Annotated in this window: 24 protein-coding genes and 1 other RNA gene; 20 read left to right on the top strand and 5 right to left on the bottom strand. The window is 60.0% G+C overall.

The genetic code is table 11. The features are described from left to right. The first annotated feature begins 116 nt into the window (after positions 1-116). Together QMX93_RS20175 and QMX93_RS20170 are read left to right on the top strand one after the other, a co-directional pair. A complete protein-coding gene (locus QMX93_RS20175; protein WP_047303097.1) occupies positions 117-734 on the top strand; it encodes a glutathione S-transferase N-terminal domain-containing protein in 618 nt (205 codons plus the stop codon). A gap of 16 nt (positions 735-750) precedes the next feature. Then, positions 751-1,164 (top strand): ClpXP protease specificity-enhancing factor, encoded by a 414-nt coding sequence (locus QMX93_RS20170; RefSeq protein WP_053123658.1) that lies wholly within the window; start codon positions 751-753, stop codon positions 1,162-1,164. Between the two features lie 196 nt (positions 1,165-1,360). On the opposite strand, the gene QMX93_RS20165 is transcribed toward QMX93_RS20170, so the two are convergent. The 4 genes from QMX93_RS20165 to QMX93_RS20150 form a co-directional block, all read right to left on the bottom strand. Further along, entirely contained in the window at positions 1,361-1,939 is a 579-nt protein-coding gene (locus QMX93_RS20165) for a BON domain-containing protein (protein WP_007917023.1), read from the bottom strand. Next, complete coding sequence (locus tag QMX93_RS20160) at positions 1,936-2,529, bottom strand: phosphoheptose isomerase (protein WP_008082788.1); 594 nt, start codon at positions 2,527-2,529, stop codon at positions 1,936-1,938. Before QMX93_RS20160 ends, QMX93_RS20165 begins: the two co-directional genes overlap by 4 nt. A gap of 104 nt (positions 2,530-2,633) precedes the next feature. Continuing rightward, positions 2,634-2,996, bottom strand: a complete 363-nt coding sequence (locus QMX93_RS20155; RefSeq protein WP_053123656.1) for a YraN family protein — start codon at positions 2,994-2,996, stop codon at positions 2,634-2,636. Beyond that, positions 2,996-4,807, bottom strand: coding sequence for a penicillin-binding protein activator (locus tag QMX93_RS20150; protein ID WP_282357744.1), 1,812 nt, complete (start codon positions 4,805-4,807; stop codon positions 2,996-2,998). The genes QMX93_RS20155 and QMX93_RS20150 overlap by 1 nt, the downstream gene beginning before the upstream one ends. A 177-nt stretch (positions 4,808-4,984) precedes the next feature. Here QMX93_RS20150 and rsmI point away from each other — a divergent pair, with 177 nt between their 5' ends. The 18 genes from rsmI (at position 4,985) to lpxC (ending at position 24,575) form a co-directional block, all read left to right on the top strand. Next, the gene (gene rsmI / locus QMX93_RS20145; protein WP_159815078.1) at positions 4,985-5,890 is read left to right on the top strand and encodes a 16S rRNA (cytidine(1402)-2'-O)-methyltransferase; all 906 of its coding nucleotides are present in this window, start codon (positions 4,985-4,987) and stop codon (positions 5,888-5,890) included. 73 nt (positions 5,891-5,963) lie between these two features. Next, positions 5,964-6,317: RNase P RNA component class A (rnpB, locus tag QMX93_RS20140), an RNA gene on the top strand. A gap of 402 nt (positions 6,318-6,719) precedes the next feature. After that, entirely contained in the window at positions 6,720-7,175 is a 456-nt protein-coding gene (gene mraZ, locus QMX93_RS20135; protein ID WP_008147486.1) for a division/cell wall cluster transcriptional repressor MraZ, read from the top strand. 2 nt (positions 7,176-7,177) lie between these two features. Beyond that, complete coding sequence (rsmH, locus tag QMX93_RS20130) at positions 7,178-8,119, top strand: 16S rRNA (cytosine(1402)-N(4))-methyltransferase RsmH (protein WP_282357745.1); 942 nt, start codon at positions 7,178-7,180, stop codon at positions 8,117-8,119. Beyond that, positions 8,116-8,409, top strand: a complete 294-nt coding sequence (gene ftsL / locus QMX93_RS20125; protein WP_053123650.1) for a cell division protein FtsL — start codon at positions 8,116-8,118, stop codon at positions 8,407-8,409. Before rsmH ends, ftsL begins: the two co-directional genes overlap by 4 nt. Further along, positions 8,409-10,148, top strand: a complete 1,740-nt coding sequence (locus QMX93_RS20120) for a penicillin-binding protein 2 (RefSeq protein ID WP_178124211.1) — start codon at positions 8,409-8,411, stop codon at positions 10,146-10,148. Before ftsL ends, QMX93_RS20120 begins: the two co-directional genes overlap by 1 nt. After that, a complete protein-coding gene (locus QMX93_RS20115) occupies positions 10,148-11,611 on the top strand; it encodes a UDP-N-acetylmuramoyl-L-alanyl-D-glutamate--2,6-diaminopimelate ligase (protein WP_212545539.1) in 1,464 nt (487 codons plus the stop codon). The genes QMX93_RS20120 and QMX93_RS20115 overlap by 1 nt, the downstream gene beginning before the upstream one ends. Then, a complete protein-coding gene (gene murF, locus QMX93_RS20110) occupies positions 11,604-12,971 on the top strand; it encodes a UDP-N-acetylmuramoyl-tripeptide--D-alanyl-D-alanine ligase (protein ID WP_282357743.1) in 1,368 nt (455 codons plus the stop codon). Before QMX93_RS20115 ends, murF begins: the two co-directional genes overlap by 8 nt. Then, complete coding sequence (gene mraY / locus QMX93_RS20105) at positions 12,971-14,053, top strand: phospho-N-acetylmuramoyl-pentapeptide-transferase (RefSeq protein WP_008082775.1); 1,083 nt, start codon at positions 12,971-12,973, stop codon at positions 14,051-14,053. Before murF ends, mraY begins: the two co-directional genes overlap by 1 nt. Before the next feature lie 5 nt (positions 14,054-14,058). Continuing rightward, positions 14,059-15,405, top strand: a complete 1,347-nt coding sequence (murD, locus tag QMX93_RS20100) for a UDP-N-acetylmuramoyl-L-alanine--D-glutamate ligase (protein ID WP_282357742.1) — start codon at positions 14,059-14,061, stop codon at positions 15,403-15,405. A 2-nt stretch (positions 15,406-15,407) separates the two neighbouring features. Then, complete coding sequence (ftsW, locus tag QMX93_RS20095) at positions 15,408-16,619, top strand: putative lipid II flippase FtsW (RefSeq protein ID WP_172680156.1); 1,212 nt, start codon at positions 15,408-15,410, stop codon at positions 16,617-16,619. After that, the gene (murG, locus tag QMX93_RS20090) at positions 16,609-17,679 is read left to right on the top strand and encodes an undecaprenyldiphospho-muramoylpentapeptide beta-N-acetylglucosaminyltransferase (protein WP_159815073.1); all 1,071 of its coding nucleotides are present in this window, start codon (positions 16,609-16,611) and stop codon (positions 17,677-17,679) included. Before ftsW ends, murG begins: the two co-directional genes overlap by 11 nt. Continuing rightward, positions 17,672-19,132, top strand: coding sequence for a UDP-N-acetylmuramate--L-alanine ligase (murC, locus tag QMX93_RS20085; protein ID WP_053123636.1), 1,461 nt, complete (start codon positions 17,672-17,674; stop codon positions 19,130-19,132). The genes murG and murC overlap by 8 nt, the downstream gene beginning before the upstream one ends. Next, a complete protein-coding gene (locus QMX93_RS20080) occupies positions 19,129-20,103 on the top strand; it encodes a D-alanine--D-alanine ligase (RefSeq protein ID WP_212545542.1) in 975 nt (324 codons plus the stop codon). Before murC ends, QMX93_RS20080 begins: the two co-directional genes overlap by 4 nt. Before the next feature lie 4 nt (positions 20,104-20,107). After that, positions 20,108-20,974, top strand: coding sequence for a cell division protein FtsQ/DivIB (locus QMX93_RS20075; protein ID WP_053123632.1), 867 nt, complete (start codon positions 20,108-20,110; stop codon positions 20,972-20,974). Positions 20,975-20,989: 15 nt separating this feature from the next. Beyond that, complete coding sequence (gene ftsA, locus QMX93_RS20070; protein ID WP_053123630.1) at positions 20,990-22,249, top strand: cell division protein FtsA; 1,260 nt, start codon at positions 20,990-20,992, stop codon at positions 22,247-22,249. Positions 22,250-22,354: 105 nt separating this feature from the next. Continuing rightward, complete coding sequence (gene ftsZ, locus QMX93_RS20065; protein WP_053123624.1) at positions 22,355-23,551, top strand: cell division protein FtsZ; 1,197 nt, start codon at positions 22,355-22,357, stop codon at positions 23,549-23,551. 112 nt (positions 23,552-23,663) lie between these two features. Next, complete coding sequence (gene lpxC, locus QMX93_RS20060) at positions 23,664-24,575, top strand: UDP-3-O-acyl-N-acetylglucosamine deacetylase (protein WP_008082763.1); 912 nt, start codon at positions 23,664-23,666, stop codon at positions 24,573-24,575. Between the two features lie 151 nt (positions 24,576-24,726). On the opposite strand, the gene QMX93_RS20055 is transcribed toward lpxC, so the two are convergent. Next, complete coding sequence (locus QMX93_RS20055; RefSeq protein WP_282357741.1) at positions 24,727-26,235, bottom strand: diguanylate cyclase; 1,509 nt, start codon at positions 26,233-26,235, stop codon at positions 24,727-24,729. Positions 26,236-26,393: the final 158 nt, after the last annotated feature.

The following is a 26,393-nucleotide window of genomic DNA, read 5'->3' as shown; positions in this document are numbered from 1 at the left end:
GGCCCAAGGGCGCCTCCGATAACGCAACGTCTGGTTCGCCAGACATTGCGGGAGGCGCCCTCTGGGCGCGCGCGTTTTTCCGGTTCCAATCATTTCAACAAGCGAGGAGGATCGCCATGGGCGTGACCAATCGGTTGGCCTGTTACTCCGACCCCGCCGACCACTATTCCCACCGAGTGCGCATCGTGCTTGCAGAGAAGGGTGTCAGCGCCGAAATCATTTATGTGGAAGCTGGTCGTCAGCCGCCTAAACTGATTGAGGTGAACCCTTACGGAAGTCTGCCTACGCTGGTCGATCGTGACCTGGCGCTGTGGGAGTCGACTGTGGTGATGGAATATCTGGATGAGCGTTACCCGCACCCGCCGTTGTTGCCGGTTTATCCAGTGGCGCGTGCCAATAGTCGACTGCTGATTCATCGTATTCAGCGCGACTGGTGTGGTCTGGTGGATCTGATTCTTGATCCAAAGTCCAAAGAGGCCGCGCGTGTCGTGGCGCGCAAGGAATTGCGTGAAAGCCTGACGGGCGTGTCGCCGCTGTTCGCCGACAAGCCGTTTTTCCTCAGTGAGGAACAAAGTCTGGTGGATTGCTGCCTATTGCCAATACTCTGGCGTTTGCCGATTTTGGGTATTGAACTGCCGCGGCCAGCCAAGCCGCTGCTTGATTACATGGAGCGCTCGTTTGCGCGTGAGGCTTTCCAGGCGAGTCTGTCTGGTGTCGAACGCGATATGCGCTAAGGCTTAAGGAGCCGCTATGAACTCCAGTCGACCTTATTTGGTTCGCGCGCTCTATGAGTGGATTGTGGATAACGATTGCACCCCGCACATGCTGGTCAATTCCGAGTACCCGGCGGTGCAAGTGCCGCAGGGTTTCGCCAGTGACGGGCAGATTGTCCTGAACATCTCGCCAAGTGCCGTACGGCATTTGCACATGGACAACGACGTGGTGACCTTTGAAGGTCGCTTCGGTGGCGTCCCGCACAGCTTGTACGTGCCGATTGGCGCCATCCTGGGGATCTACGCCCGGGAGAACGGTCAAGGCATGGTGTTTGATCTCGAGTCGCCGATGGATGACGAGGAAGAGATCGAGTCGGATGACGACTTGCCACCACCGGACAGCGAACCGCCGCGCCCAACAGGCCGGCCAAGTTTGAAAGTGGTGAAATAAAAAAAGGCGATCCGGATGGATCGCCTTTTTCATGCGCATCTCAAAACTGCATACACATCTCAAAACTTCATGCGCATCTCAAATCTGTAGGAGCTGCCGAAGGCTGCGATCTTTTGATCCTGATCTTTTAAAGCAAGATCAAAAGATCGTCCGATCGCGGCCCGAGCCTTCGGCAGCTCCTACACGAAGAGGCGTATCAGTCGATGTATTCGAACAGCTTCACAATCTTCTGTACGCCGGAAACGCCCTGCACCAGGTTAGTTGCCTGAGTGGCTTCCTGTTTGGTCAGCAGACCCAGCAGGTAGACGATACCGTTCTCGGTCACGACCTTGATGCGCGAGCCGGGAATGCTGGCATCGGTGAGCATCTGCGTCTTGATCTTGGAGGTCAGCCAGGTGTCGTTCTGGCGAGCCAGGAAACCGGACGGCGGAATGACCTGCAGCTCGTTATGCACGGTTTTTACCCGTTGAACAGCGGCTGCCGCCTGTTCGGCCTTGGCTTTCAGATCCGCACGAGGGGTTTGGCCTGCGAGCAGAACAACGCCGTTGAAACTGGTCACGACGATGTGCGAATCGTTGTCCAGCGCCGGGTCGGCCTTCGCCACGTTCACACCCACTTTGGTTTCAATCAACGAATCGTCGATCTTGCTGCCGAAGGTGCGCGTGCCACGGTCGTCATCGATCGGTGCTTCACGGCTGGCGTTCACCACCGAGGTGCAACCGCTGATGCCGAGGCACAGGGTCAAGGCCAGAAGGCCAAGGCGATTAGGGGTCATTCTTCACTCCCGAACAGTTGGCTGTCGATCAGATCGCAGAGGCAATGGATCGCCAGCAAGTGGACTTCTTGAATACGTGCAGTGACATTGGCCGGAACGCGAATCTCGACGTCCTCGGGCAGCAACAGCGAGGCCATGCCGCCGCCATCGCGTCCGGTCAAAGCTACGACAATCATTTCGCGATCATGTGCGGCCTGGATCGCTTGAATAATGTTCGCCGAGTTACCGCTGGTCGAAATCGCCAGCAGGACATCGCCTGGCTGACCGAGTGCACGGATCTGTTTGGAGAACACTTCGTTGTAGCTGTAGTCGTTGGCGATCGAGGTGATCGTCGACGTGTCGGTGGTCAGCGCGATGGCCGGCAGGCTTGGGCGCTCGCGCTCGAAGCGGTTGAGCAGCTCCGAAGAGAAGTGCTGGGCGTCACCGGCCGAGCCGCCGTTGCCGCACGAAAGCATTTTGCCTTCGTTGAGCAGGGCGTTGACCATGATCTGGCTGGCTTGCTCGATGTGCGGTGCAAGTACGTCCATCGCCTGTTGCTTGGTGTCGATACTGGCCTGGAAAAGCTGGCGAATTCGGGATTGCATGTCCATCTGTGTGACCTTAAGTAGCGCGGCTATTCGGCACATGAAAGTGCAGCCCGCAAAGCAAAGAGCAAAATTTGTCGGTGGGATTGTCCGGATTGCAGCGCCGACGATCAACTGTCGAAAGCATTCTGCAACCAGTTCAGCTGACTCGGATGGCTGTCGATGGCCACCACGTCGAAGCGGCAGGGGGAATTGGCCCAACGCGACTCGCGCTGAAGAAAATACTGTGCGGCAAAAATCAGTTTCTGCTGCTTGCGCCCATCGATGCTAGCGAGCGCGCCACCCCATTGAGTGTTTTTTCTGTAGCGAACTTCAACGAATACTACTGTATCGCCATCAAGCATGACCAGATCAAGCTCGCCGCGTTTACAAAACCAGTTCTGCGCCAACAGGCGCAGACCTTGTTGTTGCAGATGCTCGAGCGCTTGGCGCTCGGCATCCTTACCGCTTTGCGAGCGTGACCTGTCGGGCATTAGCGCGGGGTGTCCGGCAGGCGCTGCACCTGACCGCTGACGAACTGCGCCCAAGGCAACTGACGCACCACACGCTGGGTCTGGGTCATGCCGAGGCTGCCCGACTCACCATCGATGCGGCTGTCCGGCAATGCCTTGAGCTGATCCAGACGCGGTGCCAGGCGATAGGCGTCAACACCCATCGCGTACAGGCGGCCAAGGCTGCCGGCAGCTTGCGGCCACTGTGCAACCACTTGCTGGCGCAGTGGGTCGCTGTTGTCCAGCAACCATGGGGTTTCGCAGAAGCGAATGCCGTTCATGTCGTTGTACTGGTTGACGTCGCCGCTGGCGCTGTAAACGTGCGAGGTGGCGTAAACCGGAACATCACCAGCGTACTGGAAGTTCAGGGTTGGCTTGATCTGCTGCGCCTGTTGCGGAGTGGCGGCGAGGAAGATGAACTCGATGTCCTGACGACGCGAAGGCTGTGCGGCGACGTTGGTGCCGGCAGCGTTTTGCAAGCTCTTGGCGCGCGCTTCGCTCTGACGCAACTGGAACATGTCGGCGATCTGCTGAGCCAGTTGCACCGGCTGATCAACGCGCTCGGTGGCAACGATGGTGCCGCCGTTAGCCTGCCAGTCCTGGCTGAACGCGCGCATGACGCGGTCGCCCCATTCACCTTTCGGCACCATGATTGCAGCGCGATGCAGGCCATCAGCACGGGCGCGGCGCGACACTTCGCGGGCTTCGTCTTCAGCCGCCAGACCAAACTGGAACAGTTGCGCCGGGCCTTGATCGCCTTCGCTGTAGTTCAGCGCGAGGGTGGTGATCGGCAATTGCGGGCGAGTGCTCAGCTGTTTGACCAGTGGTTTTTCCAGCGGCCCGACGACCAGTTGCACGCCGTCAGCCTGAGCCTTGCGGTAGAACTCGTCCATCGAGGTCAGCTTTGAGCTGTCGTAGAACTCGATCGCGGGTGGCTTCTGCCCGGCCTGTTGCGCCTGGTAGTGCGCCGCCATGAAACCTTCACGCAGTGCTTTGCCGACGGCAGCCAGTTGGCCGTCTTGCGGGAGCAGCAGGGCGATTTTGCTCAGAGGCTGACTGGCCAGTTCCTTGAGTTTGGTCAGCGGCAGCGGCAGGTTGATCGCAGCAGGGTGCTTTGGATTCTGTGCACGCCAGGTGTCGATCGCGGCTTGCTGCTGTTCCAGCGTACCGGCGGATTTCACCGCCAGTGCCAGGCCCATCCAGCCGCCGAGGTCGTCGGTGGTGTTGGCTTGCAGTTGATCGGTCGGCAGCGAGGCAATCAGTGTCCAGATCGCTTCGTGGTTTTTGCTGGCGGCTTCGCCCTTCAGCATCGGCGCGATAAAGATGCGCTCGCGAGCGGCAGCCAGGGTCTGACCATCGGCTTCAAGGGCACGGGCGTGAACGGTGCCGGTGCGCACTTGCTGCTCTTCAGGCATTTCGCCCAGATGCTGCAGGCTTGGATGGCTCAGAGCGGTCAGCGCGGCTTTCGGCTGGTTGCGCGTCATCGCCAGTTCAGCGTTCAGCGTGCTGGCGAAAATCTGCTGGCCGGGCTTCAGTTGCTCCATCGGCACTTGTTGCAGAATTTGCGCGGAGCGTCCGGCATCGCCCTGGTGGTAAGCCAGATCTGCCGCGCTCAGGCGCAACAGGGCAGCTTTTTCCGGGGTACTCGCCTGGCTGGCCTGCGCGAGCAGTTGCTCGATGCTGGCGTCCGGAGTCCGTGGAAGTTCGCCAAGGCTGGAGGAAGGGGAGCTGGCGCAGGCCGCCAATAAGGCAGCGAGGCAGAGGGCAGTGAACAGCCGCAGGCAAGCGATCATGTAAGTGTTCCTGATACTCGATCAAATTAGCGTGGAATTGTACCCAAGCACTGGCCGGGGCGCGATGTTAGTGGCGTGAAACGGTCAATTTAGCTGGAGTAAATGTTGCGGCGCTGCGTTACAGCGTGCAAAACCGAGGTCGGGCGGAGCGCAACGCAAGCCTCGTGACGCGCTACAATGGCCGCTTTTACCGATCATGAGGTGTGCGCTTTGACTGCTCCAGGTTCCCCGAATTCCGCTGCTGGCTCGCTTTATGTGGTGGCGACGCCCATCGGCAACCTGGACGACATCAGCGCCCGGGCACTGAAAATCCTGCGTGAAGTGGCGTTGATCGCTGCCGAAGACACTCGTCACTCGGCGCGCCTGATGCAGCACTTCGGTATTTCCACGCCGCTGGCCGCTTGTCACGAACACAATGAACGAGATGAAGGTAGCCGCTTTATTACCCGTCTGCTGGCGGGCGACAACGTTGCGCTGATTTCCGATGCGGGCACGCCGCTGATTTCCGATCCGGGTTATCACCTGGTGCGTCAGGCCCGTGCGGCCGGAATCGCGGTGGTGCCGGTGCCGGGGGCGTGCGCGTTGATCGCGGCGTTGTCGGCGGCGGGGCTGCCATCCGATCGCTTTATCTTTGAAGGTTTCTTGCCGGCCAAGTCGGTCGGGCGCAAGGCGCGACTGCAAGCGGTCAAAGAAGAGCCGCGCACGCTGATCTTCTATGAAGCCCCGCACCGCATTCTTGAATGTTTGCAGGATATGGAAGAAGTGTTCGGTGGTGAGCGTCAGGCACTGTTGGCTCGCGAAATCACCAAGACCTTCGAGACGCTTAAAGGCTTGCCGCTCTCGGAACTGCGAGAGTTTGTTGAATCGGACAGCAATCAGCAGCGTGGCGAATGCGTGGTGCTGGTGGCGGGCTGGACGGCGCCGGAGTCTGAAGACGCGGTCAGCAGCGAGGCAATGCGCGTGCTGAATCTGCTGCTCGAAGAAATGCCGCTCAAGCGTGCCGCCGCTCTCGCCGCGCAAATCACCGGCGAGCGCAAAAACGTGCTGTATCAGGTCGCGCTGGAGAAACAGAAGGGCGAGTAACCCGTCGCGCAGACAGGTTTTGCGGCTATTAGCGCTTGTTCTTCGGGCGCTCTGCCGTTAACCTTCGCGGCGGAGAGTCGATCGGACAGTCGCTGCCCTCTATGAAAATTAGGGGGGGGAGGAAAGTCCGGGCTCCATAGGGCGAAGTGCCAGGTAATGCCTGGGAGGCGTGAGCCTACGGAAAGTGCCACAGAAAATAACCGCCTAAGCGCTTCGGCGCCGGTAAGGGTGAAAAGGTGCGGTAAGAGCGCACCGCACGTCTGGCAACAGTTCGTGGCTAGGTAAACCCCACTTGGAGCAAGACCAAATAGGGTCCCAAGGCGTGGCCCGCGCTGGGACCGGGTAGGTTGCTAAAGATGTCCAGTGATGGCCATCGTAGACGAATGACTGTTCAAGACAGAACCCGGCTTACAGATCGACTCTCCACCTTTTTCTTTCCCTGCTTGAATCAATAGCAACAGGGCTGTGTAATATCAGCAGACCTGCTCTGAAAGTCCGGCAGCGGCAAACGCAGTAATAGCCATTTCCCACCGTGCTTCAATCAACAGCAGAAGCGCTTTTGTAATACCGAAAAAATCTTACTCTTAACAAATTACTTTAACTTCCGAGCGCAGCTTCCAGTGCTGCATCAAGTTATTGGTCAAAACTATCCGCCAATTTGTCGTTACCCCTCCTTTTATGTTCCTAAATCTCCGTTCTGTAAGGGTTTTCCTTTACTCCGCGCCTTGACGGTGTGGTGGGCGCATTCCTATAGTGTGCGCAAGTGGCGGAAAGTGGCATGAAGTGGGTTTTTTGAGCTCAAAACGATAAAAATTGGAGAAACGCTGACGTGTTTCGCGGAGCTAACGCTATCAGTCTCGATGCAAAGGGCCGTCTCGCTATGCCGAGCCGGTACCGCGACGAGCTCGTTTCGCGTAGTTCCGGCCAATTGATCGTGACCATTGATGCCGTTGATCCATGCCTGTGTGTCTATCCGCTCGATGAGTGGGAAATTATTGAAACCAAGTTGCGCGCACTTCCTTCGCTTCGCGAAGAGAACCGTCGCCTGCAACGTTTATTGATTGGTAATGCCGTCGATCTCGAACTCGATGGCAGTGGTCGTTTTCTGGTTCCACCGCGTCTGCGCGAATACGCCAAGCTCGATAAGCGCGCGATGCTGGTAGGCCAACTGAACAAGTTCCAATTGTGGGACGAGGATGCATGGGACGCGGTATCTGCCGCTGACCTTGCTGCTATTCAACAACCGGGCGCCATGCCTGATGAACTGCGTGATTTGATCCTGTGACTATTGATAGCGGCTTTAACCACATCACCGTACTGCTCGACGAAGCCGTGGAGGCTCTCGCCGTACGTCCTGATGGATGCTATCTGGACGGTACGTTCGGTCGCGGCGGACACAGCCGGCTGATCCTCAGCCAGCTCGGAACAGATGGTCGTCTCATCGGATTCGACAAAGATCCACAAGCGATTGCCACCGGGCAAACGCTAGCGGCCGAAGACGGCCGCTTTGTCGTTGTGCAGCGCAGCTTTGCCGAGCTCGGTTCGGTGGTTGCCGAGCAGGGTCTAAGCGGCAAGGTCAGCGGCGTTCTGCTCGACCTCGGCGTCTCTTCGCCGCAGCTCGATGACGCTGAACGCGGCTTCAGTTTCCTCAACGACGGTCCGCTGGACATGCGCATGGATCCGTCCCGTGGCATCAGCGCTGCCGAATTCGTCAACACCGCGCCGGCTGAAGAAATCGCCCGGGTGTTCAAGGAATACGGCGAAGAACGTTTCTCCGGTCGCATGGCTCGTGCCGTTGCCGAACGTCGCGATATCACGCCGTTCGAGCGCACCGCCGATCTGGCCGAAGTGCTCAAGGTCGCCAACCCGGCGTGGGAAAAGGGCAAGAACCCGGCCACCCGTGCGTTCCAGGGTTTGCGCATTCACGTCAACAACGAACTGGGCGATCTGGAAGCCGGCCTCGAAGCCGCGCTGGACGCACTGGAAATCGGTGGGCGTCTGGTGGTAATCAGCTTCCACTCGCTGGAAGACCGCATCGTCAAACTCTTCATGCGCAAACTGGTGAAAGGCGAAGCCGACAACCTGCCGCGGAACCTGCCGGTTCGTCACGTAGCGTTCGAACCGAAAATCAAAGTCCATGGCAAAGCGCAGACGGCCTCCGACGCCGAACTCAAAGCCAACCCACGTTCCCGTAGCGCCGTCATGCGCGTCGCGGAGAAGTTGCGGTGAGCAAGCTTTTCGCCAAGCCATTGCCTGGCGGCAGCTTTCTGATGCTGCTGCTGTTTATCGGCGTGCTCGTGTCGGCCATCGGCGTGTCTTACAGCGCGCACTGGAACCGCCAGTTGCTCAACAATCTTTATAACGAACTCAGCGTGCGCGACAAGGCGCAGGCCGAGTGGGGCCGTTTGATTCTTGAACAAAGCACCTGGACCGCGCACAGCCGGATCGAAGTGCTGGCCAGCGAACAATTGAAAATGCACATTCCGGGCGCGGCTGACGTGAAGATGGTGGCGCCATGATGAAACTCGAAGGCGCACTCTTCCCGTGGCGCTTCCGCCTGATGGTGGCGCTGCTCGGCGTGATGGTCGCAGCAATCTGCTGGCGCATCATCGACCTGCAAGTGGTTGACCGTGACTTCCTCAAAGGTCAGGGCGACGCACGCAGTCTTCGCCACATCCCGATTCCAGCTCACCGTGGTCTGATCACCGACCGTAACGGCGAGCCTTTGGCCGTCAGTACGCCGGTGACCACCCTGTGGGCCAACGCCAAGGAAATGCAGTCGGCCAAAGAGAAATGGCCGGCACTGGCGGCAGCTCTGGGTCAGGATCCGAAAGCCCTGACCGAGCGTCTCGAAGCTCAGGCCAACAAAGAATTCATTTATCTGGTGCGCGGGCTGACCCCCGAGCAGGGCCAGGCTGTGCTCGATCTGAAAGTGCCGGGCGTTTACGGCATCGAAGAATTCCGCCGCTTCTATCCGGCCGGTGAAGTCACTGCGCACATGGTTGGCTTTACCGACATCGACGACCACGGTCGTGAAGGCGTCGAACTCGCCTACGACGAGTGGCTCGCCGGTGTGCCGGGCAAACGGCAGGTCATCAAGGATCGGCGCGGTCGGCTGATCAAGGATGTCCAGGTCACCAAAAACGCCAAGGCCGGCAAGCCCTTGGCGTTGTCCATTGACCTGCGTCTGCAATACCTGGCCAACCGCGAGCTGCGTAACGCAATCATCGAAAACGGCGCCAAGGCCGGCAGTCTGGTGATCATGGACGTGAAGACCGGCGAGATCCTCGCCATGGTCAACCAGCCGACCTACAACCCGAACAACCGTCGCAACCTGCAACCGGCGATGATGCGTAACCGCGCGATGATCGACGTGTTCGAGCCGGGTTCGACCATGAAAGCCATCTCGATGAGCGCCGCGATCGAATCCGGCCGCTGGAAACCGACCGACACCGTCGAGGTGTATCCGGGTACTTTGCAGATTGGCAAGTACACCATCAAAGACGTTTCGAGAACCGAAGGCCCGGTGCTGGACATGACCGGCATCCTGATCAATTCCAGTAACGTCGGCATGAGTAAGGTCGCGTTCGATATCGGCGGCGAAACCATTTATCGCCTCGCACAGAAAGTCGGCCTCGGCCAGGACACCGGCCTCGGCTTCCCGGGCGAGCGCGTCGGCAACCTGCCGAACTACCGCGAGTGGCGCAAGGCTGAAACCGCAACCCTGTCTTACGGCTACGGTATTTCCGTGACCGCGATTCAGTTGGTGCACGCCTTCTCTGCGCTGGCCAACAACGGTCGTCTCGCGCCGCTGACCCTGATCAAAACCGACAAGCCGCCGCAGACTACGCAAGTGCTGCCGGAAGCCGTCGCGAAAACCATGCAAGGCATGCTCACCCAAGTGATCGAAGCACCGCGCGGTGTATTCCGTGCGCAGGTGCCGGCGTATCACGTGGCCGGCAAGTCGGGTACTGCACGTAAAACGTCGGTGGGTACCAAGGGCTACGCCGAAAACTCCTATCGCTCGCTGTTCGCCGGTTTCGGCCCGATGAGCGATCCGCGTTACGCCATCGTTGTGGTGATCGACGAACCAAGCAAGGCCGGCTACTTCGGTGGTCTGGTATCGGCGCCAGTGTTCAGCCGTGTTATGTCCGGCACTCTGCGTCTGATGAACGTGACCCCGGACAATCTGCCGGCGACACAACAGGCCAACGCCACCCCGGTCATACCGCTGAAAGCCAATGGAGGGCGCGGCTGATGTCATTAAGTCTGAACAAGATATTCCCCCACGCCGGCCACGATCTGTTGATCCGTGAATTGGCGCTGGACAGCCGTAACGTACGCGCTGGCGATCTGTTCCTCGCCGTGCCGGGCGGCAAATTCGATGGCCGTGCGCACATCGCTGATGCATTGCAACGCGGTGCTGCCGCTGTAGCTTATGAAGTCGAAGGCGCCACTGTGCTGCCGATCACTGACGTGCCATTGATTCCGGTCAAAGGCCTGGCTGCGCAACTGTCGGACATCGCCGGGCGTTTTTACGGTGAGCCAAGTCATCACCTGAACCTGGTGGGCGTGACCGGCACCAACGGTAAGACCAGCGTGACCCAATTGGTTGCGCAGGCGCTGGATCTGCTCGGTCAGCATTGCGGCATCGTCGGCACGCTGGGTTCCGGCTTCTATGGCGCACTGGAAAGCGGTCTGCACACCACGCCGAATCCGATTGCCGTGCAAGCGACATTGGGCGACCTGAAAAAGGCCGGCGCCAAAGCCGTGGCCATGGAAGTCTCGTCCCACGGTCTGGATCAGGGCCGCGTCACTGCACTGGCGTTCGACGTCGCGGTGATGACCAACCTGTCCCGTGATCATCTGGATTATCACGGCACCATGCAAGCGTACGCTGAGGCGAAGGCCAAGCTGTTCGCCTGGAATGATTTGAAGTGCCGCGTGGTCAACCTCGACGATGATTTTGGCCGGCAACTGGCCGCTGAAAAACGTGAGTCGCGCTTGATCACCTATAGCCTGCTCGACAGCAGCGCCTATCTGTATTGCCGCGAAGCGCAGTTCGACGACCACGGTGTGCGCGCCACATTGGTCACGCCGCAGGGCGAACATCATCTGCGCAGCACGCTGCTCGGTCGCTTCAACCTGAGCAACGTCCTCGCTGCGGTCGGCGCCTTGCTCGGTCTGGATTACGCGCTCGACGAAATTCTCAAAGTGCTGCCGAAACTCGAAGGCCCGGCCGGACGCATGCAGCGTCTTGGCGGTGGAACGCAACCGTTGGTGGTGGTCGATTACGCCCACACCCCGGACGCATTGGAAAAGGTTCTGACCGCGCTGCGCCCGCACGTCAAAGGTCAATTGCTGTGCCTGTTCGGCTGCGGCGGTGATCGTGATCGCGGCAAGCGTCCGTTGATGGCTGAAGTGGTCGAGCGTCTGGCCGATCAGGTGCTGGTCACCGACGACAACCCGCGTACTGAAGATCCGGCAGTGATTTTCGATGACATCCGCGCCGGTTTCACGGCTGTGGATAAAGTTACCTTCGTTGCTGGCCGTGGTCAGGCGATTGCACAACTGATCGCCGGCGCTTCGGCCGATGACGTGATCGTCCTGGCCGGTAAAGGTCACGAGGACTATCAGGAAATCAACGGCGAGCGCCACGCTTTCTCCGACCTGGTCGAGGCTGATCACGCCCTGACCGCTTGGGAGGTGGCCCATGCTTAAGGCCCTGAAACTCAGCGAACTGACTAACGCCCTCGATGCCCGTTTGATCGCCGGCGATGCCAGCTTCGACGGCGTCAGCATCGACAGCCGTGCGATCCAGCCAGGCCAACTGTTTATTGCGCTGACCGGCCCGCGTTTCGACGGTCATGACTATTTGAATGACGTCGCCGCCAAAGGCGCGGTGGCTGCGCTGGTCGAGCGTGAAGTCGCCGACAGCACCTTGCCGCAATTGCTGGTCAAGGACACCCGTCAGGCCCTTGGCCAGTTGGGCGCCTTGAATCGCGCCGCGTTCACTCAGCCTGTAGCGGCGGTGACCGGTTCCAGCGGCAAAACCACGGTGAAGGAAATGCTCGCGAGCATTCTGCGCACGCGCGGCCCGGTGCTGGCGACCCGTGGCAACCTGAACAACGACCTCGGCGTACCGCTGACCCTGATCGAACTGGCCGCGGAACACACCTCGGCCGTGATCGAACTGGGCGCCTCGCGTCTGGGTGAAATCGCCTACACCGTCGGGCTGACCAAGCCCCACGTAGCGATTCTGAACAATGCCGGCACCGCTCACGTCGGTGAGTTCGGCGGCCCGGAAAAAATCGTCGAAGCCAAAGGCGAAATCATCGAAGGGCTGGCGGCCGATGGCATCGCCGTGCTCAACCTCGATGACAAGGCTTTCGGTATCTGGAAGACCCGCGCTGCCGGTCGCAAGGTGTTGACCTTCGCCCTGAGCAACACGCAGGCGGACTTTTACGCCAGCGATCTGACCACCGATGCCCGTGGTTGCCCGGCCTTCAATCTGCACACACCTGAAGGTGTCGAGCGCGTTCAACTGAACCTGCTCGGCACCCATAACGTCGCCAATTCCATGGCCGCCGCCGCTGCCGCGCACGCCTTGGGCGTGTCGCTGTTCGGCATCGCCACCGGCCTTGGCGCGGTGCAACCGGTCAAGGGTCGCACCGTCGCGCAACTGGCGAAAAACGGTATGCGCGTGATCGATGACACTTACAACGCAAACCCCACCTCGATGTGCGCGGCCGTTGATATACTCGCCGGCTTTTCCGGCCGCACCGTCCTGGTGCTCGGGGATATCGGCGAGTTGGGCGATTGGGCGGAGCAGGGGCACCGCGACGTGGGCGAGTACGCCCGGGGCAAGGTTTCCGCGCTTTACGCCGTCGGGCCAAACATGGTTCACGCCGTCAACGCATTCGGTGAAGAGGCGCATCACTTCGGCACGCAAGCCGAGCTGATCCAGGCCCTCGACGCCGAGCAGGACACAAACACCACTATTTTGATCAAGGGTTCGCGCAGTGCAGCGATGGAAAACATCGTTGCGGCTCTGTGCGGATCCAGTCTGGAGAAACATTAATGCTGCTGCTGCTAGCGGAGTATCTGCAACAGTTCTACAAAGGCTTCGCGGTCTTTCAGTACCTGACCCTGCGCGGGATTCTCGGTGTGCTGACCGCGCTGGTTTTGTCGCTGTGCTATGGCCCGTGGATGATCCGCACCCTGCAGAACCGTCAGATCGGTCAATCCGTGCGTAACGATGGCCCGCAATCGCACCTGTCCAAGTCGGGCACCCCGACCATGGGCGGCGCGCTGATTCTGTCTTCGATCGGCGTCAGCACTTTGCTTTGGGCTGACTTGAGCAACCGCTACGTCTGGACTGTGTTGCTGGTGACCCTGCTGTTCGGCGCCATCGGCTGGGTCGACGATTACCGCAAAGTCATCGAGAAGAATTCGCGTGGCTTGCCGAGCCGCTGGAAGTATTTCTGGCAGTCGGTGTTCGGCCTCGGCGCAGCGATCTTCCTTTATATGACCGCGTCCACCCCGGTGGAAACCACGCTGATCTTGCCGATGCTCAAGGACTACAGCATTCCGCTGGGTCTCGGTTTCATCGTGCTGACTTATTTTGTGATCGTCGGTTCGAGCAACGCGGTCAACCTGACTGACGGCCTCGACGGTCTGGCGATCATGCCCACCGTGATGGTCGGCGGCGGCCTGGGCATCTTCTGCTACCTGTCGGGTAACGTGAAATTCGCTGAATACCTGCTGATCCCTTACGTGCCGGGCGCGGGCGAACTGATCGTGTTCTGCGGCGCGTTGATTGGCGCCGGATTGGGTTTCCTCTGGTTCAACACCTATCCAGCGCAAGTGTTCATGGGCGACGTCGGTGCCTTGGCACTCGGCGCGGCACTGGGCACCATCGCGGTGATCGTCCGTCAGGAAATCGTCCTGTTCATCATGGGCGGCGTGTTCGTGATGGAAACCCTGTCAGTCGTCATTCAGGTTGCGTCCTTTAAGCTGACCGGTCGCCGTGTGTTCCGCATGGCACCGATACACCACCACTTTGAACTCAAGGGCTGGCCCGAGCCGCGCGTGATTGTCCGTTTCTGGATCATCACCGTGATTCTCGTGCTTGTCGGCCTTGCCACCCTGAAGCTGAGGTAGAACGAGTGTCTCTGATCGCTTCTGACCACTTCCGCATCGTTGTCGGCCTCGGCAAGAGCGGCATGTCCCTGGTTCGCTTCCTGGCGAACCGGGGCACGTCGTTTGCCGTGGCGGACACGCGGGAAAATCCACCGGAACTGGCCACGCTCAAGCGTGACTATCCGCACGTGGAAGTGCGTTGTGGCGAGCTGGACGTCGAATTCCTCTGCCGTGCCGACGAGCTCTACGTGAGCCCCGGCCTGGCGCTGGCGACCCCAGCCCTGCAAGCCGCTGCGGCCCGTGGCGTGAAATTGTCCGGCGACATCGAGCTGTTCGCGCGTAACGCGCAGGCGCCGATCGTGGCCATCAGCGGGTCCAACGCGAAAAGCACCGTCACCACCCTGGTCGGCGAGATGGCGGCTGCGGCGGGCAAACGCGTCGCCGTCGGCGGCAACCTCGGCACCCCGGCGCTGGACTTGCTCAGCGACGACATCGAGCTGTACGTGATGGAGCTGTCGAGCTTCCAGCTGGAAACCACTGACCAGCTCAACGCTGAAGTGGCGACCGTGCTGAACATCAGCGAAGACCACATGGATCGCTACAGCGGTCTGCCGGCGTACCACCTGGCCAAGCACCGGATCTTCCGTGGCGCCAAGCAGTTCGTGGTCAACCGTCAGGATGCGCTGAGCCGTCCGCTGATGGGCGAAGGCCAGCCATGCTGGACGTTCGGCCTGACCAAACCTGATTTCAAAGCCTTCGGTATCCGCGAAGAAGACGGCGAGAAGTATCTGGCCTTCGAATTCCAAAACCTGATGCCAGTGCGCGAATTGAAGATTCGTGGCGCGCATAACCAGTCCAACGCCCTCGCGGCGCTGGCACTCGGTCATGCGGTCGGCCTGCCGTTCGATGCGATGCTCGCGGCGCTGCGCAACTTCGCCGGTCTCGAACACCGTTGCCAGTGGGTGCGTGATCTCGACGGCGTGGCTTACTACAACGATTCCAAAGCCACCAACGTCGGCGCCGCACTGGCTGCCATCGAAGGCCTGGGCGCGGACATCGATGGCAAGGTCATCCTGATCGCCGGTGGCGATGGCAAGGGTGCCGAATTCAACGATCTGCATGATCCGGTGGCGGCCAACTGCCGCGCCGTGATCCTCATGGGCCGCGACTCCGACAAGATCGGCGCCGCCATCGGTGATGCCGTGCCGCTGATTCGCGCGACCTCGCTGGTCGACGCCGTCGCGCAATGCCGCGGCGCTGCCCAGCCGGGTGACGTGGTGCTGCTGTCGCCAGCCTGCGCCAGTTTCGACATGTTCAAGAATTATGAAGACCGTGGTCACCAGTTCGTCCGCGCTGTGGAGGAATTGGCATGAGCCTGCGCAATATCATCAAACCGTATCCGTCGCCGATCATCACCGGGCGCGGTATCGACCTCGATTTCCCGATGCTCGCCGGTTGCCTGGCGCTGCTCGGTCTCGGTTTGATCATGATCGCCTCGGCGTCCACTGAAGTGGCGGCGGCGCAGTCGGGCAGTCCGCTGTATTACATGATTCGCCACCTTATATATGTGGTGCTGGGTTTGGGCGCGTGTGTCATCACCATGATGATCCCGATCGCCACCTGGCAGCGCCTCGGCTGGTTGATGTTGCTCGGCGCGTTCGGTTTGCTGGTGATGGTGATCGTCCCCGGCATCGGCCGAGAAGTGAACGGTTCGATGCGCTGGATTGGTTTCAGCTTCTTTAACGTGCAGCCGTCCGAAATCGCCAAAGTATTCGTGGTGATCTACCTCGCCGGTTATCTGGTGCGGCGTCAGAAAGAAGTGCGTGAGAGCTGGATGGGCTTCTTCAAGCCGTTCATCGTGCTGCTGCCGATGGCCGGTCTGTTGCTGATGGAGCCGGACTTCGGTGCCACCGTCGTGATGATGGGCGCTGCGGCGGCAATGCTATTCCTTGGCGGGGTCGGGCTGTTCCGTTTCTCGCTGATGGTGGTGTTGGCGGTCGGGGCGGTGGTGCTGCTGATTCAGATGCAGCCGTATCGTATGGCGCGTCTGACCAACTTCGCTGACCCGTGGGCTGACCAGTTCGGCGCCGGTTATCAACTGTCGCAAGCGTTGATCGCCTTCGGTCGCGGTGAATGGCTCGGCGTGGGTCTGGGCAACAGCGTGCAGAAGCAGTTCTACCTGCCGGAAGCGCACACCGACTTCGTGTTCTCGGTTCTCGCTGAAGAGCTGGGCGCGGTGGGTTCGCTGTGCACCGTTGCCCTGTTCGTGTTCGTGTGTATTCGCGGCATGTACATCGGCTTGTGGGCAGAGAAAGCCAAACAGTATTTCGCAGCTTACGTGGCTTACGGCTTGTCGTTCCTGTGGATTGGTCAGTTCCTGATCAACATCGGGGTGAACGTCGGCCTGCTGCCAACCAAGGGTCTGACCTTGCCGTTCCTCAGTTACGGCGGCAGTTCGTTGGTGATCTGCTGTGCCTGCCTCGGCTTGTTATTGAGGATCGAGTGGGAGAGTCGAACCCACCTGGGCAGTGAAGAAATGGAATTCCATGAGAGCGACTTCGCTGAGGAGCCGAATCATGGGCGCTAACGTATTGATCATGGCCGGCGGAACCGGCGGCCACGTGTTCCCGGCGCTGGCCTGTGCCCGCGAGTTTCAGGCGCGCGGCTACACCGTGCACTGGCTCGGCACGCCACGCGGAATTGAAAACGAACTGGTGCCGGGCGCAGGTCTTGAACTGCACCGCATCAACGCCAGCGGTTTGCGCGGCAAGGGCAAGCTGTCGCTGCTCAAGGCGCCGTTCATGCTGCTGAAATCGGTGTGGCAGGCGCGGGCGATCATTCGCCAGTTGAAACCAGTGTGTGTGGTCGGTTTCGGTGGTTATGTGACTGGCCCTGGTGGGCTTGCCGCGAAACTGGCCGGCGTGCCGGTGATCGTTCACGAGCAGAACGCAGTAGCCGGCACCGCCAATCGGTTGCTGGTGCCGTTCGCCGCCCGGGTGTGTGAAGCGTTCCCCGACACCTTTACTCTGTCGGACACCCGCCGTACCACCGGAAACCCGGTGCGCAGCGAGCTGTTCCTCGAAACATCGCGACCAGCCCTGGCCGGTCGCAAAGCGCGTTTGCTGATCCTTGGCGGAAGCCTTGGCGCAGAACCGTTGAATAAATTGCTGCCTGAAGCCCTGGCCCAAGTCGCTGCCGATTTGCGCCCGGAAGTGTTTCATCAGGCCGGCAAAAACCACGATGAAGTGACTGCAGAGCGCTACCGCGCCGCCGGCGTCGAAGCGCAGGTGCAGCCGTTCATCAAAGACATGGCCCAAGCCTATGGCTGGGCCGACCTGGTGGTGTGCCGCGCAGGCGCGTTGACCATCAGTGAGCTGGCTGCCGCCGGTCTGCCCTCGATGCTGGTGCCTTTGCCCCACGCGATCGACGATCACCAGACCCGCAACGCCGATTATTTGGCCCGTGAAGGCGCAGCCTTCCTGATGCCGCAAAGAACGACTGGTGCCGCGGATCTTGCCGCGCGCCTGACAGAGGTCTTGATGCAACCGCAACGACTCGAAGATATGGCCCAAGCGGCCCGCCGTCTGGCGAAACCCGATGCCACCCGTAGCGTGGTCGATACCTGTCTGGAGGTGGCCCATGGTTGAGAATCAGAAAGCCATGCCGCAACCGGAAATGCGCCGCATCCGTCGCATCCACTTCGTCGGTATCGGCGGCGTGGGCATGTGCGGTATTGCCGAAGTGTTGTTGAACCTGGGCTATGAAGTGTCCGGTTCCGACCTGAAAGCTTCGCCGGTCACCGAGCGTCTGGAATCGTTCGGCGCGCAGATCTTCATCGGCCACCGTGCCGAGAACGCCGCGACCGCCGATGTATTGGTGGTGTCGAGCGCTGTGAACACTTCCAACCCGGAAGTCGCGACCGCCCTCGAGCGTCGCATCCCGGTAGTGCCGCGGGCCGAAATGCTCGCTGAGCTGATGCGCTATCGCCACGGCATCGCCGTCGCCGGTACGCACGGCAAAACCACCACTACCAGCCTGATCGCTTCGGTGTTCGCCGCCGGTGGTCTGGATCCGACCTTCGTCATCGGTGGTCGTCTGAATGCTGCGGGCACCAATGCCCAGCTCGGCACCAGCCGTTACCTGATCGCCGAAGCCGATGAAAGCGACGCGAGCTTCCTGCACCTGCAACCGCTGGTGGCCGTGGTCACTAACATCGACGCCGACCACATGGCGACCTACGACGGTGACTTCAACAAACTGAAGAAAACCTTCGTTGAGTTCCTGCACAACCTGCCGTTCTACGGTTTGGCCGTGATGTGCCTGGACGACCCGGTCGTGCGCGAAATCCTGCCGCTGGTGAAACGTCCGACCGTGACCTACGGCTTCAGCGAAGACGCTGACGTCCGCGCGATCAATGTTCGTCAGCAAGGCATGCAGACCTTCTTCACCGTGCTGCGCCCTGACCGCGAGCCGCTGGATGTTTCCGTGAACATGCCGGGCAACCACAACGTGCTCAACTCGCTGGCGACCATCTGCATTGCGTCCGACGAGGGCGTCAGCGATGAAGCCATCGTTCAGGGCCTGTCGGGTTTTCAGGGTGTCGGTCGACGCTTCCAGGTCTACGGCGAACTGCCGGTGGACGGCGGCCACGTGATGCTGGTTGACGATTACGGTCACCACCCGACCGAAGTCGCAGCAGTGATCAAAGCCGTACGCGGTGGCTGGCCGGAACGCCGTCTGGTGATGGTGTATCAACCGCACCGTTATAGCCGCACCCGCGACCTGTACGACGATTTCGTCAATGTACTGGCCGACGCCAACGTGCTGCTGCTGATGGAAGTTTATCCGGCCGGCGAAGAGCCGATCCCGGGCGCCGACAGCCGCAAGCTGTGCAACAGCATCCGTCAGCGCGGTCAGCTCGATCCGATCTACATCGAGCGTGGCGTTGATCTGGCACCGCTGGTCAAGCCGCTGTTGCGTGCCGGCGACATTCTGCTGTGCCAGGGCGCGGGTGATATCGGCGGTCTCGCGCCGAAGCTGTTGAAAAGTGAATTGTTCGCTGGCGCCGTGGCGGCGTCGGTCGAGGGGAAGTTGAAATGACTGCTGCCTACGCCAACCTGTTCTCCACCATCGCGCCGAAAGACTTCGGCCGCGTCGCCGTGCTCTTCGGCGGCTTGAGTGCCGAGCGTGAGGTTTCGCTGAAATCCGGTAACGCTGTACTCGACGCGCTGCAGAGCGCTGGCGTGGACGCGTTCGGTATCGACGTTGGCGCCGACATTCTGCAACGCCTGCTCAGCGAAAAAATCGACCGCGCCTTCATCATTCTTCACGGCCGTGGCGGTGAAGACGGCTCCATGCAGGGCCTGCTCGAAGTGGCCGGCATTCCCTACACCGGCAGCGGCATTCTGGCCTCGGCACTGGCGATGGACAAACTGCGCACCAAGCAGGTCTGGCACAGCCTCGGGATTCCGACGCCGCGTCACGCCGTGCTGTGCAGCGAAGCCGATTGTATTTCTGCGGCGACGGAACTGGGCTTCCCTTTGATCGTCAAACCGGCCCATGAAGGTTCAAGTATCGGGATGGCCAAAGTGAGTTCTGCGTCCGAGTTGATCGACGCATGGAAAGCGGCCAGTACCTACGATTCGCAAGTCTTGGTTGAGCAATGGATTCAAGGTCCGGAGTTCACCATCGCCACCCTGCGTGACCAGGTGTTGCCTCCAATCGCCCTGGGTACACCGCACACGTTTTACGACTACGACGCCAAGTACATCGCCAACGATACCCAGTACCGCATTCCGTGCGGGCTGGATGCCGCCAAGGAACAGGAACTCATGGATCTCACGGCCAAGGCCAGTGAGGCGCTGGGGATTGCCGGTTGGGGCAGGGCGGACGTGATGCAGGACGCCGACGGGCAGTTCTGGTTCCTGGAAGTGAACACCGCACCGGGCATGACCGATCACAGTCTGGTGCCGATGGCGGCCCGTGCTGCCGGTCTGGATTTCCAGCAACTGGTACTGGCGATTCTGGCCGCCAGTGTTGAAGGCGCAGTTACCCAAGAGGCGCGAGGTTAAGACCATGCAAGGCGCTCAGCTCAGACATCAGCCACCCGCACCCGGCCGCAAGCCGGTACCGCGGGGTGCCAGCCGAATGGTGGCGAAAGAGCCGATGTCCGCGCGCCTGCCGAAAGCCAATTTTGGTTTTCTGAAAAGCCTGTTCTGGCCGGTGCTGCTGGTTGTGTTGGGCTTTGGTACCTACGAGGGGGCAACGCGTTTGCTGCCGTACGCCGACCGGCCGATCACCAAGATCGCCGTGCAGGGCGACCTGAGCTACATCAGCCAGCAAGCAGTGCAGCAGCGCATCGCCCCGTATGTGGCGTCGAGCTTCTTCACCATCGACCTCGCCGGAATGCGCACCGAGCTTGAGCAGATGCCCTGGATCGCCCATGCCGAAGTACGTCGGGTGTGGCCGGACCAAGTGGTGATCCGCCTCGAAGAGCAGTTGCCGGTAGCGCGTTGGGGTGACGAGTCGTTGCTGAACAACCAGGGCCAGGCGTTTACGCCAAAGGAACTGGCGAACTACGAACACCTGCCACAGCTGTTCGGTCCTCAACGGGCCCAGCAGCAAGTGATGCAGCAGTATCAGGTGCTGAGCCAGATGCTGCGGCCGTTGGGCTTCTCGATTGCACGCCTGGAATTGCGTGAACGCGGGAGCTGGTTCCTGACCACCGGTGCCGGCAGTTCCGGCCCCGGCATCGAGCTGCTGCTGGGACGCGGCAATTTGGTGGAAAAGATGCGTCGCTTTATCGCCATCTATGACAAGACGCTTAAAGACCAGATTACGAACATTGCGCGCATCGATCTGCGCTACGCCAACGGCCTTGCTGTTGGCTGGCGGGAACCTGTAGCGCCGACGACAGCCCAACCCGCTGTCGCGAAGAATTAAGAAGAGGCAGGACCCATGGCAAACGTGCAAAGCGGCAAAATGATCGTCGGTCTCGATATCGGCACCTCCAAGGTGGTGGCGCTGGTCGGCGAGGTCTCCGACGACGGCACGCTGGAAATCGTCGGGATCGGTACCCATCCGTCCCGTGGCCTGAAGAAGGGCGTGGTGGTGAACATCGAGTCCACCGTGCAATCGATCCAGCGTGCGATCGAAGAAGCCCAACTGATGGCGGGCTGCCGCATTCACTCGGCGTTCGTCGGCGTGGCGGGCAATCACATCCGCAGCCTGAACTCCCACGGCATCGTCGCGATCCGTGATCGCGAAGTCAGCTCGGCCGACCTTGAGCGCGTACTCGACGCTGCTCAGGCTGTGGCGATCCCGGCTGACCAGCGCGTGCTGCACACCCTGCCGCAGGATTACGTGATCGATAACCAGGAAGGCGTTCGTGAACCACTGGGCATGTCCGGCGTGCGTCTGGAAGCCAAGGTTCACGTGGTCACCTGCGCCGTCAACGCTGCACAGAACATTGAAAAATGCGTGCGCCGCTGCGGTCTGGAAATCGACGACATCATTCTCGAGCAACTGGCCTCGGCCTACTCGGTACTGACCGACGACGAGAAAGAACTGGGCGTGTGCCTGGTCGACATCGGCGGCGGTACTACCGACATCGCGATCTTCACCGAAGGCGCGATCCGTCACACCGCGGTGATCCCGATTGCCGGTGATCAGGTGACCAACGACATCGCCATGGCGTTGCGCACTCCGACTCAGTACGCCGAAGAAATCAAAATCCGCTACGCCTGCGCCCTGGCGAAACTGGCCGGTGCCGGTGAAACCATCAAGGTGCCAAGCGTCGGCGACCGTCCACCGCGCGAACTGTCCCGTCAGGCCCTGGCCGAAGTGGTCGAGCCGCGTTACGACGAACTGTTCACGCTGATTCAGGCCGAGCTGCGTCGCAGCGGCTACGAAGACCTGATCCCGGCCGGCATCGTGCTGACTGGCGGTACTTCGAAGATGGAAGGCGCGACTGAACTGGCCGAAGAAATCTTCCATATGCCGGTTCGGCTGGGCGTGCCGCACGGCGTCAAAGGTCTGGATGACGTGGTGCGCAACCCGATTTATTCCACTGGCGTTGGCTTGTTGATGTACGGCCTGCAAAAGCAGTCCGACGGGATCTCGTTCTCGGGCATCGGCAGCCGCGACAGCTACAGCAACGAAGAGCCACAGGCGCCGTTGCTGGATCGATTGAAGAAGTGGGTTCAAGGCAACTTTTAAAAGCAGCTGGAAGCGTCAAGCTTCGAGCGGCAAGCAGTAGCAGTAGATGCACCGCAACAAACATGCAGTAGGCGAAAAAAACTAGAGAATGTAAGGAGAGGGAAAATGTTCGAACTCGTAGACAACATCCCCGCAAGCCCGGTAATCAAAGTTATCGGTGTCGGCGGTGGCGGCGGCAACGCTGTCAACCACATGGTCAAGAGCAACATCGAAGGCGTTGAATTCATCTGCGCCAACACCGATGCTCAAGCGCTGAAAAACATCGGCGCACGTACCATCCTGCAACTGGGCACTGGCGTGACCAAAGGCCTCGGCGCCGGCGCGAACCCGGAAGTCGGCCGTCAGGCTGCTCTGGAAGACCGCGAGCGTATTGCCGAAGTGCTGCAGGGCACCAACATGGTGTTCATCACCACTGGCATGGGCGGCGGTACCGGTACCGGTGCTGCACCGATCATCGCCGAAGTGGCCAAGGAAATGGGCATTCTGACCGTTGCGGTCGTGACTCGTCCGTTTCCGTTCGAAGGCCGCAAGCGTATGCAGATCGCCGATGAAGGCATCCGCATGCTGTCCGAAAGCGTCGACTCGTTGATCACCATTCCTAACGAGAAGCTGCTGACCATCCTCGGTAAAGACGCCAGCCTGCTGTCGGCTTTCGCCAAGGCTGACGATGTACTGGCCGGTGCCGTTCGCGGTATCTCCGACATCATCAAGCGTCCGGGCATGATCAACGTCGACTTCGCCGACGTGCGTACCGTGATGAGCGAAATGGGCATGGCAATGATGGGCACTGGCTGCGCCAGCGGTCCGAACCGTGCACGTGAAGCCACCGAAGCGGCAATCCGTAACCCGCTGCTGGAAGACGTGAACCTGCAAGGCGCACGCGGCATTCTGGTGAACATCACCGCCGGCCCTGACCTGTCCCTGGGTGAGTACTCCGACGTGGGTAGCATCATCGAAGCCTTCGCTTCCGAGCACGCCATGGTCAAGGTCGGTACCGTTATCGATCCGGACATGCGCGACGAGCTGCACGTGACTGTGGTTGCTACCGGTCTGGGCGCGAAAATCGAGAAGCCTGTGAAGGTCATCGACAATACCGTTCATACCTCCATGTCGACCGCTCAGGTACAACAACCGGCTCCGACCCGTCAGGAAGCGCCTGCGGTAAATTACCGTGATCTGGATCGTCCGACCGTCATGCGCAACCAGGCTCAGGCCGGTGCTGCGGCTGCCGCGAAGATGAATCCGCAAGATGACCTGGACTACCTGGACATCCCGGCATTCCTGCGTCGTCAGGCCGATTGATGGAATGTATCAGGGCTATGAAGGTGATTGGTGTTCAGCAAAGGCTCGGTCTGCTATCATCGCCAGCCTTTGTTGATACCAGTTCGCAATTTGCGCTGAAGCGGCCCAAGCCATGATTAAACAACGCACACTGAAAAATATTATCCGTGCCACAGGTGTAGGCCTGCACTCCGGTGAGAAGGTCTATCTGACCCTCAAGCCTGCGCCTGTCGACACTGGCATTGTGTTTTGTCGCGCTGACCTCGACCCTGTGGTGCAGATCCCTGCCCGCGCGGAAAACGTCGGTGAAACCACTATGTCGACGACGCTGATCAATGGCGACGTCAAAGTGGACACGGTAGAGCACTTGCTCTCGGCCATGGCTGGCCTGGGCATCGATAACGCCTACGTCGAGCTCTCCGCGTCCGAAGTCCCGATCATGGATGGCAGCGCTGGACCCTTCGTATTCCTGATTCAATCGGCAGGCCTGGAAGAACAGGACGCCGCCAAGAAATTCATCCGCATCCTGCGTGAAGTGACAGTGGAAGACGGCGACAAGCGCGCCACTTTCGTCCCTTTCGAAGGGTTCAAGGTGAGCTTCGAGATCGATTTCGATCACCCGGTTTTCCGGGACCGCACCCAAAGTGCAAGCGTGGATTTTTCCAGCACTTCGTTCGTTAAAGAAGTCAGCCGCGCCCGTACCTTTGGTTTCATGAGTGATATCGAGTACCTGCGCAAGCACAACCTCGCACTCGGCGGCAGCGTTGAAAACGCAATCGTGGTCGATGCCGATGGCGTACTGAACGAAGACGGCCTTCGCTATGAAGACGAATTCGTGAAGCACAAGATCCTCGATGCCATTGGCGACCTGTACCTTTTGGGTAACAGCCTGATTGGTGAGTTCAAAGGCTTCAAGTCCGGTCATGCACTGAACAACCAGCTGTTGCGCAAGTTGATTGAGCAAACAGATGCTTGGGAAGTGGTGACGTTCGATGACGCCAGCACCGCACCAATCTCTTACATGCGCCCGGTTGCGGCGGTGTAAGTAAAAAACCTCTCTAGTTTTTTGAAGGCCATCCTCGGATGGCCTTTTTTTATGCTCCTTTTTTCAGAAGCAAAAGATCGCAGCCTTCGGCAGCTCCTACAGGAACCGCATTCCAATGTAGGAGCTGCCGAAGGCTGCGATCTTTTGATCTTCAGGCAGCCACCACCACTCGATTGCGCCCACCTTCCTTGGCCTGATACAACGCCTTGTCCGCCACAAACAACAACTGCTCCAGCGTCATCTCACTCGCCGCCGTCCACGTCGCAATGCCGATACTCACCGTCATCGGCCGATCAGCCCCGGCAACCCACGGCAACTGCTCCACCGCCTGCCGAATATGCTCGGCAATCTGCTGCGCGCCCTGGTTGTCAGTCTCAGCCAGAATCACCGAAAACTCCTCGCCGCCATACCGCGCCACCAGATCCGCCGGTCGCCGCACATTGTCCGTAATCACCTTGGCCAACGCCTTCAACGCCTGATCGCCGGCCTGATGCCCGTGCTGGTCGTTGAACGCCTTGAAATGGTCGGCGTCGATCATCATCACCGACATCGGTTTGCCCGAACGCTGCGCGCGGAACCACTCGTGACGCAGTGATTGATCAAGCATCCGACGATTGGCGACACCGGTCAGCGCGTCAGTAGCGGCCAGTTGCGCCAGTTCACGTTCAGCGCGCTGACGTCGGCGCAGTTCGCGGGCGAGCAGCCAGGTCAGCCACAACAAACCGAGACACAACACCCCGGTGGCGCCACTGATCAACATCGCCGTACGCCGCCACGTCGCAAACACCTCATCGCTGGACAGCGCGACCATCACCGTCAGCGGTAAATTGCCCACCCGCGAATAGGTGTAGAGGCGTTGCTGATGATCCATGCTCGACGTACTGCTGAAACTGCCTTTGCCATCCTTGTCGCGCAGAATCCGGATGACATTGGGCCGGTTGCCGAAGCTTTTACCGATCGAATCGCTTTGCAGATAGGGCTTCTGCGCCAGCAGCACCCCGTCATCGTCGATGATGTTCAGTGTGCTGCCCTTGCCGATGTCGAGGCTTTTGAACAGTTGATCGAAATAGTCGAGCTTCATCGACGCCACCGCCACCCCGACAAATTCGCCGGTGTCCGAGGAAATGCGTCGGCTGAAACTGATACGCCATTGATTGGCTTCGTCGCAGTCGCAACGGGTCTTGAACGGTCGGCTGATGAACATGCCGACATCGCGGTTGAAGGCGTGGGCGAGGAAGTAATCGCGGTCGGCGAAGTTGCCCGGTTTCGGCTCGACTCTTGAGGAGTCAGCAAGAACATCGCCGTGCTTGTCGAGCAGCAGAATGTCGCCCTTGAAGCGCGCAGTGGTGGAGCGGTCGAACAGCGCCAGATGGCGGATTTCCGGCGACACGTTTTGCAGATCATCGCGCTGGGCGGCAGCGATCAAACCTTGCAGGGACAGGTCGTAGAGTTCGACGGTACGCAGCACGTCGGCGTCGATCAACTGGGCGATGGTGGTCGCGCTGCGGGTGGCGGATTGCCGAGCGTTAGCGTGCTCGCGGATCAGCAGAAAAGTGACGATGGCTAAAATCGCGATCACGCTGAGCAAACTGCCGCAGATCAGCAGCTGCTCGGGGCGTCCGGTCTTGCCCGAAACGGGAGGGGTACGGCTCGCGATCATAGTGGGATTGTCGGTTGGAGAATCTTATAAGCGTAGCCGCACAAACACTGCGGGGGAGAGCACTAAAACAGATCTACTGTGGCGAGGGGATTTATCCCCGTTGGGCTGCGTAGCAGACCCTTTTTTGGGGCCGCTTCGCAGCCCAACGGGGATAAATC

Origin of the sequence: Pseudomonas sp. PS01303, from assembly GCF_029959385.1 — a bacterium.
Classification (GTDB): Bacteria; Pseudomonadota; Gammaproteobacteria; order Pseudomonadales; family Pseudomonadaceae; genus Aquipseudomonas; species Aquipseudomonas rustica.
The sequence above is the reverse complement of the archived record's forward strand: the minus strand, read 5'-3'. Positions and strand labels throughout refer to the sequence as shown.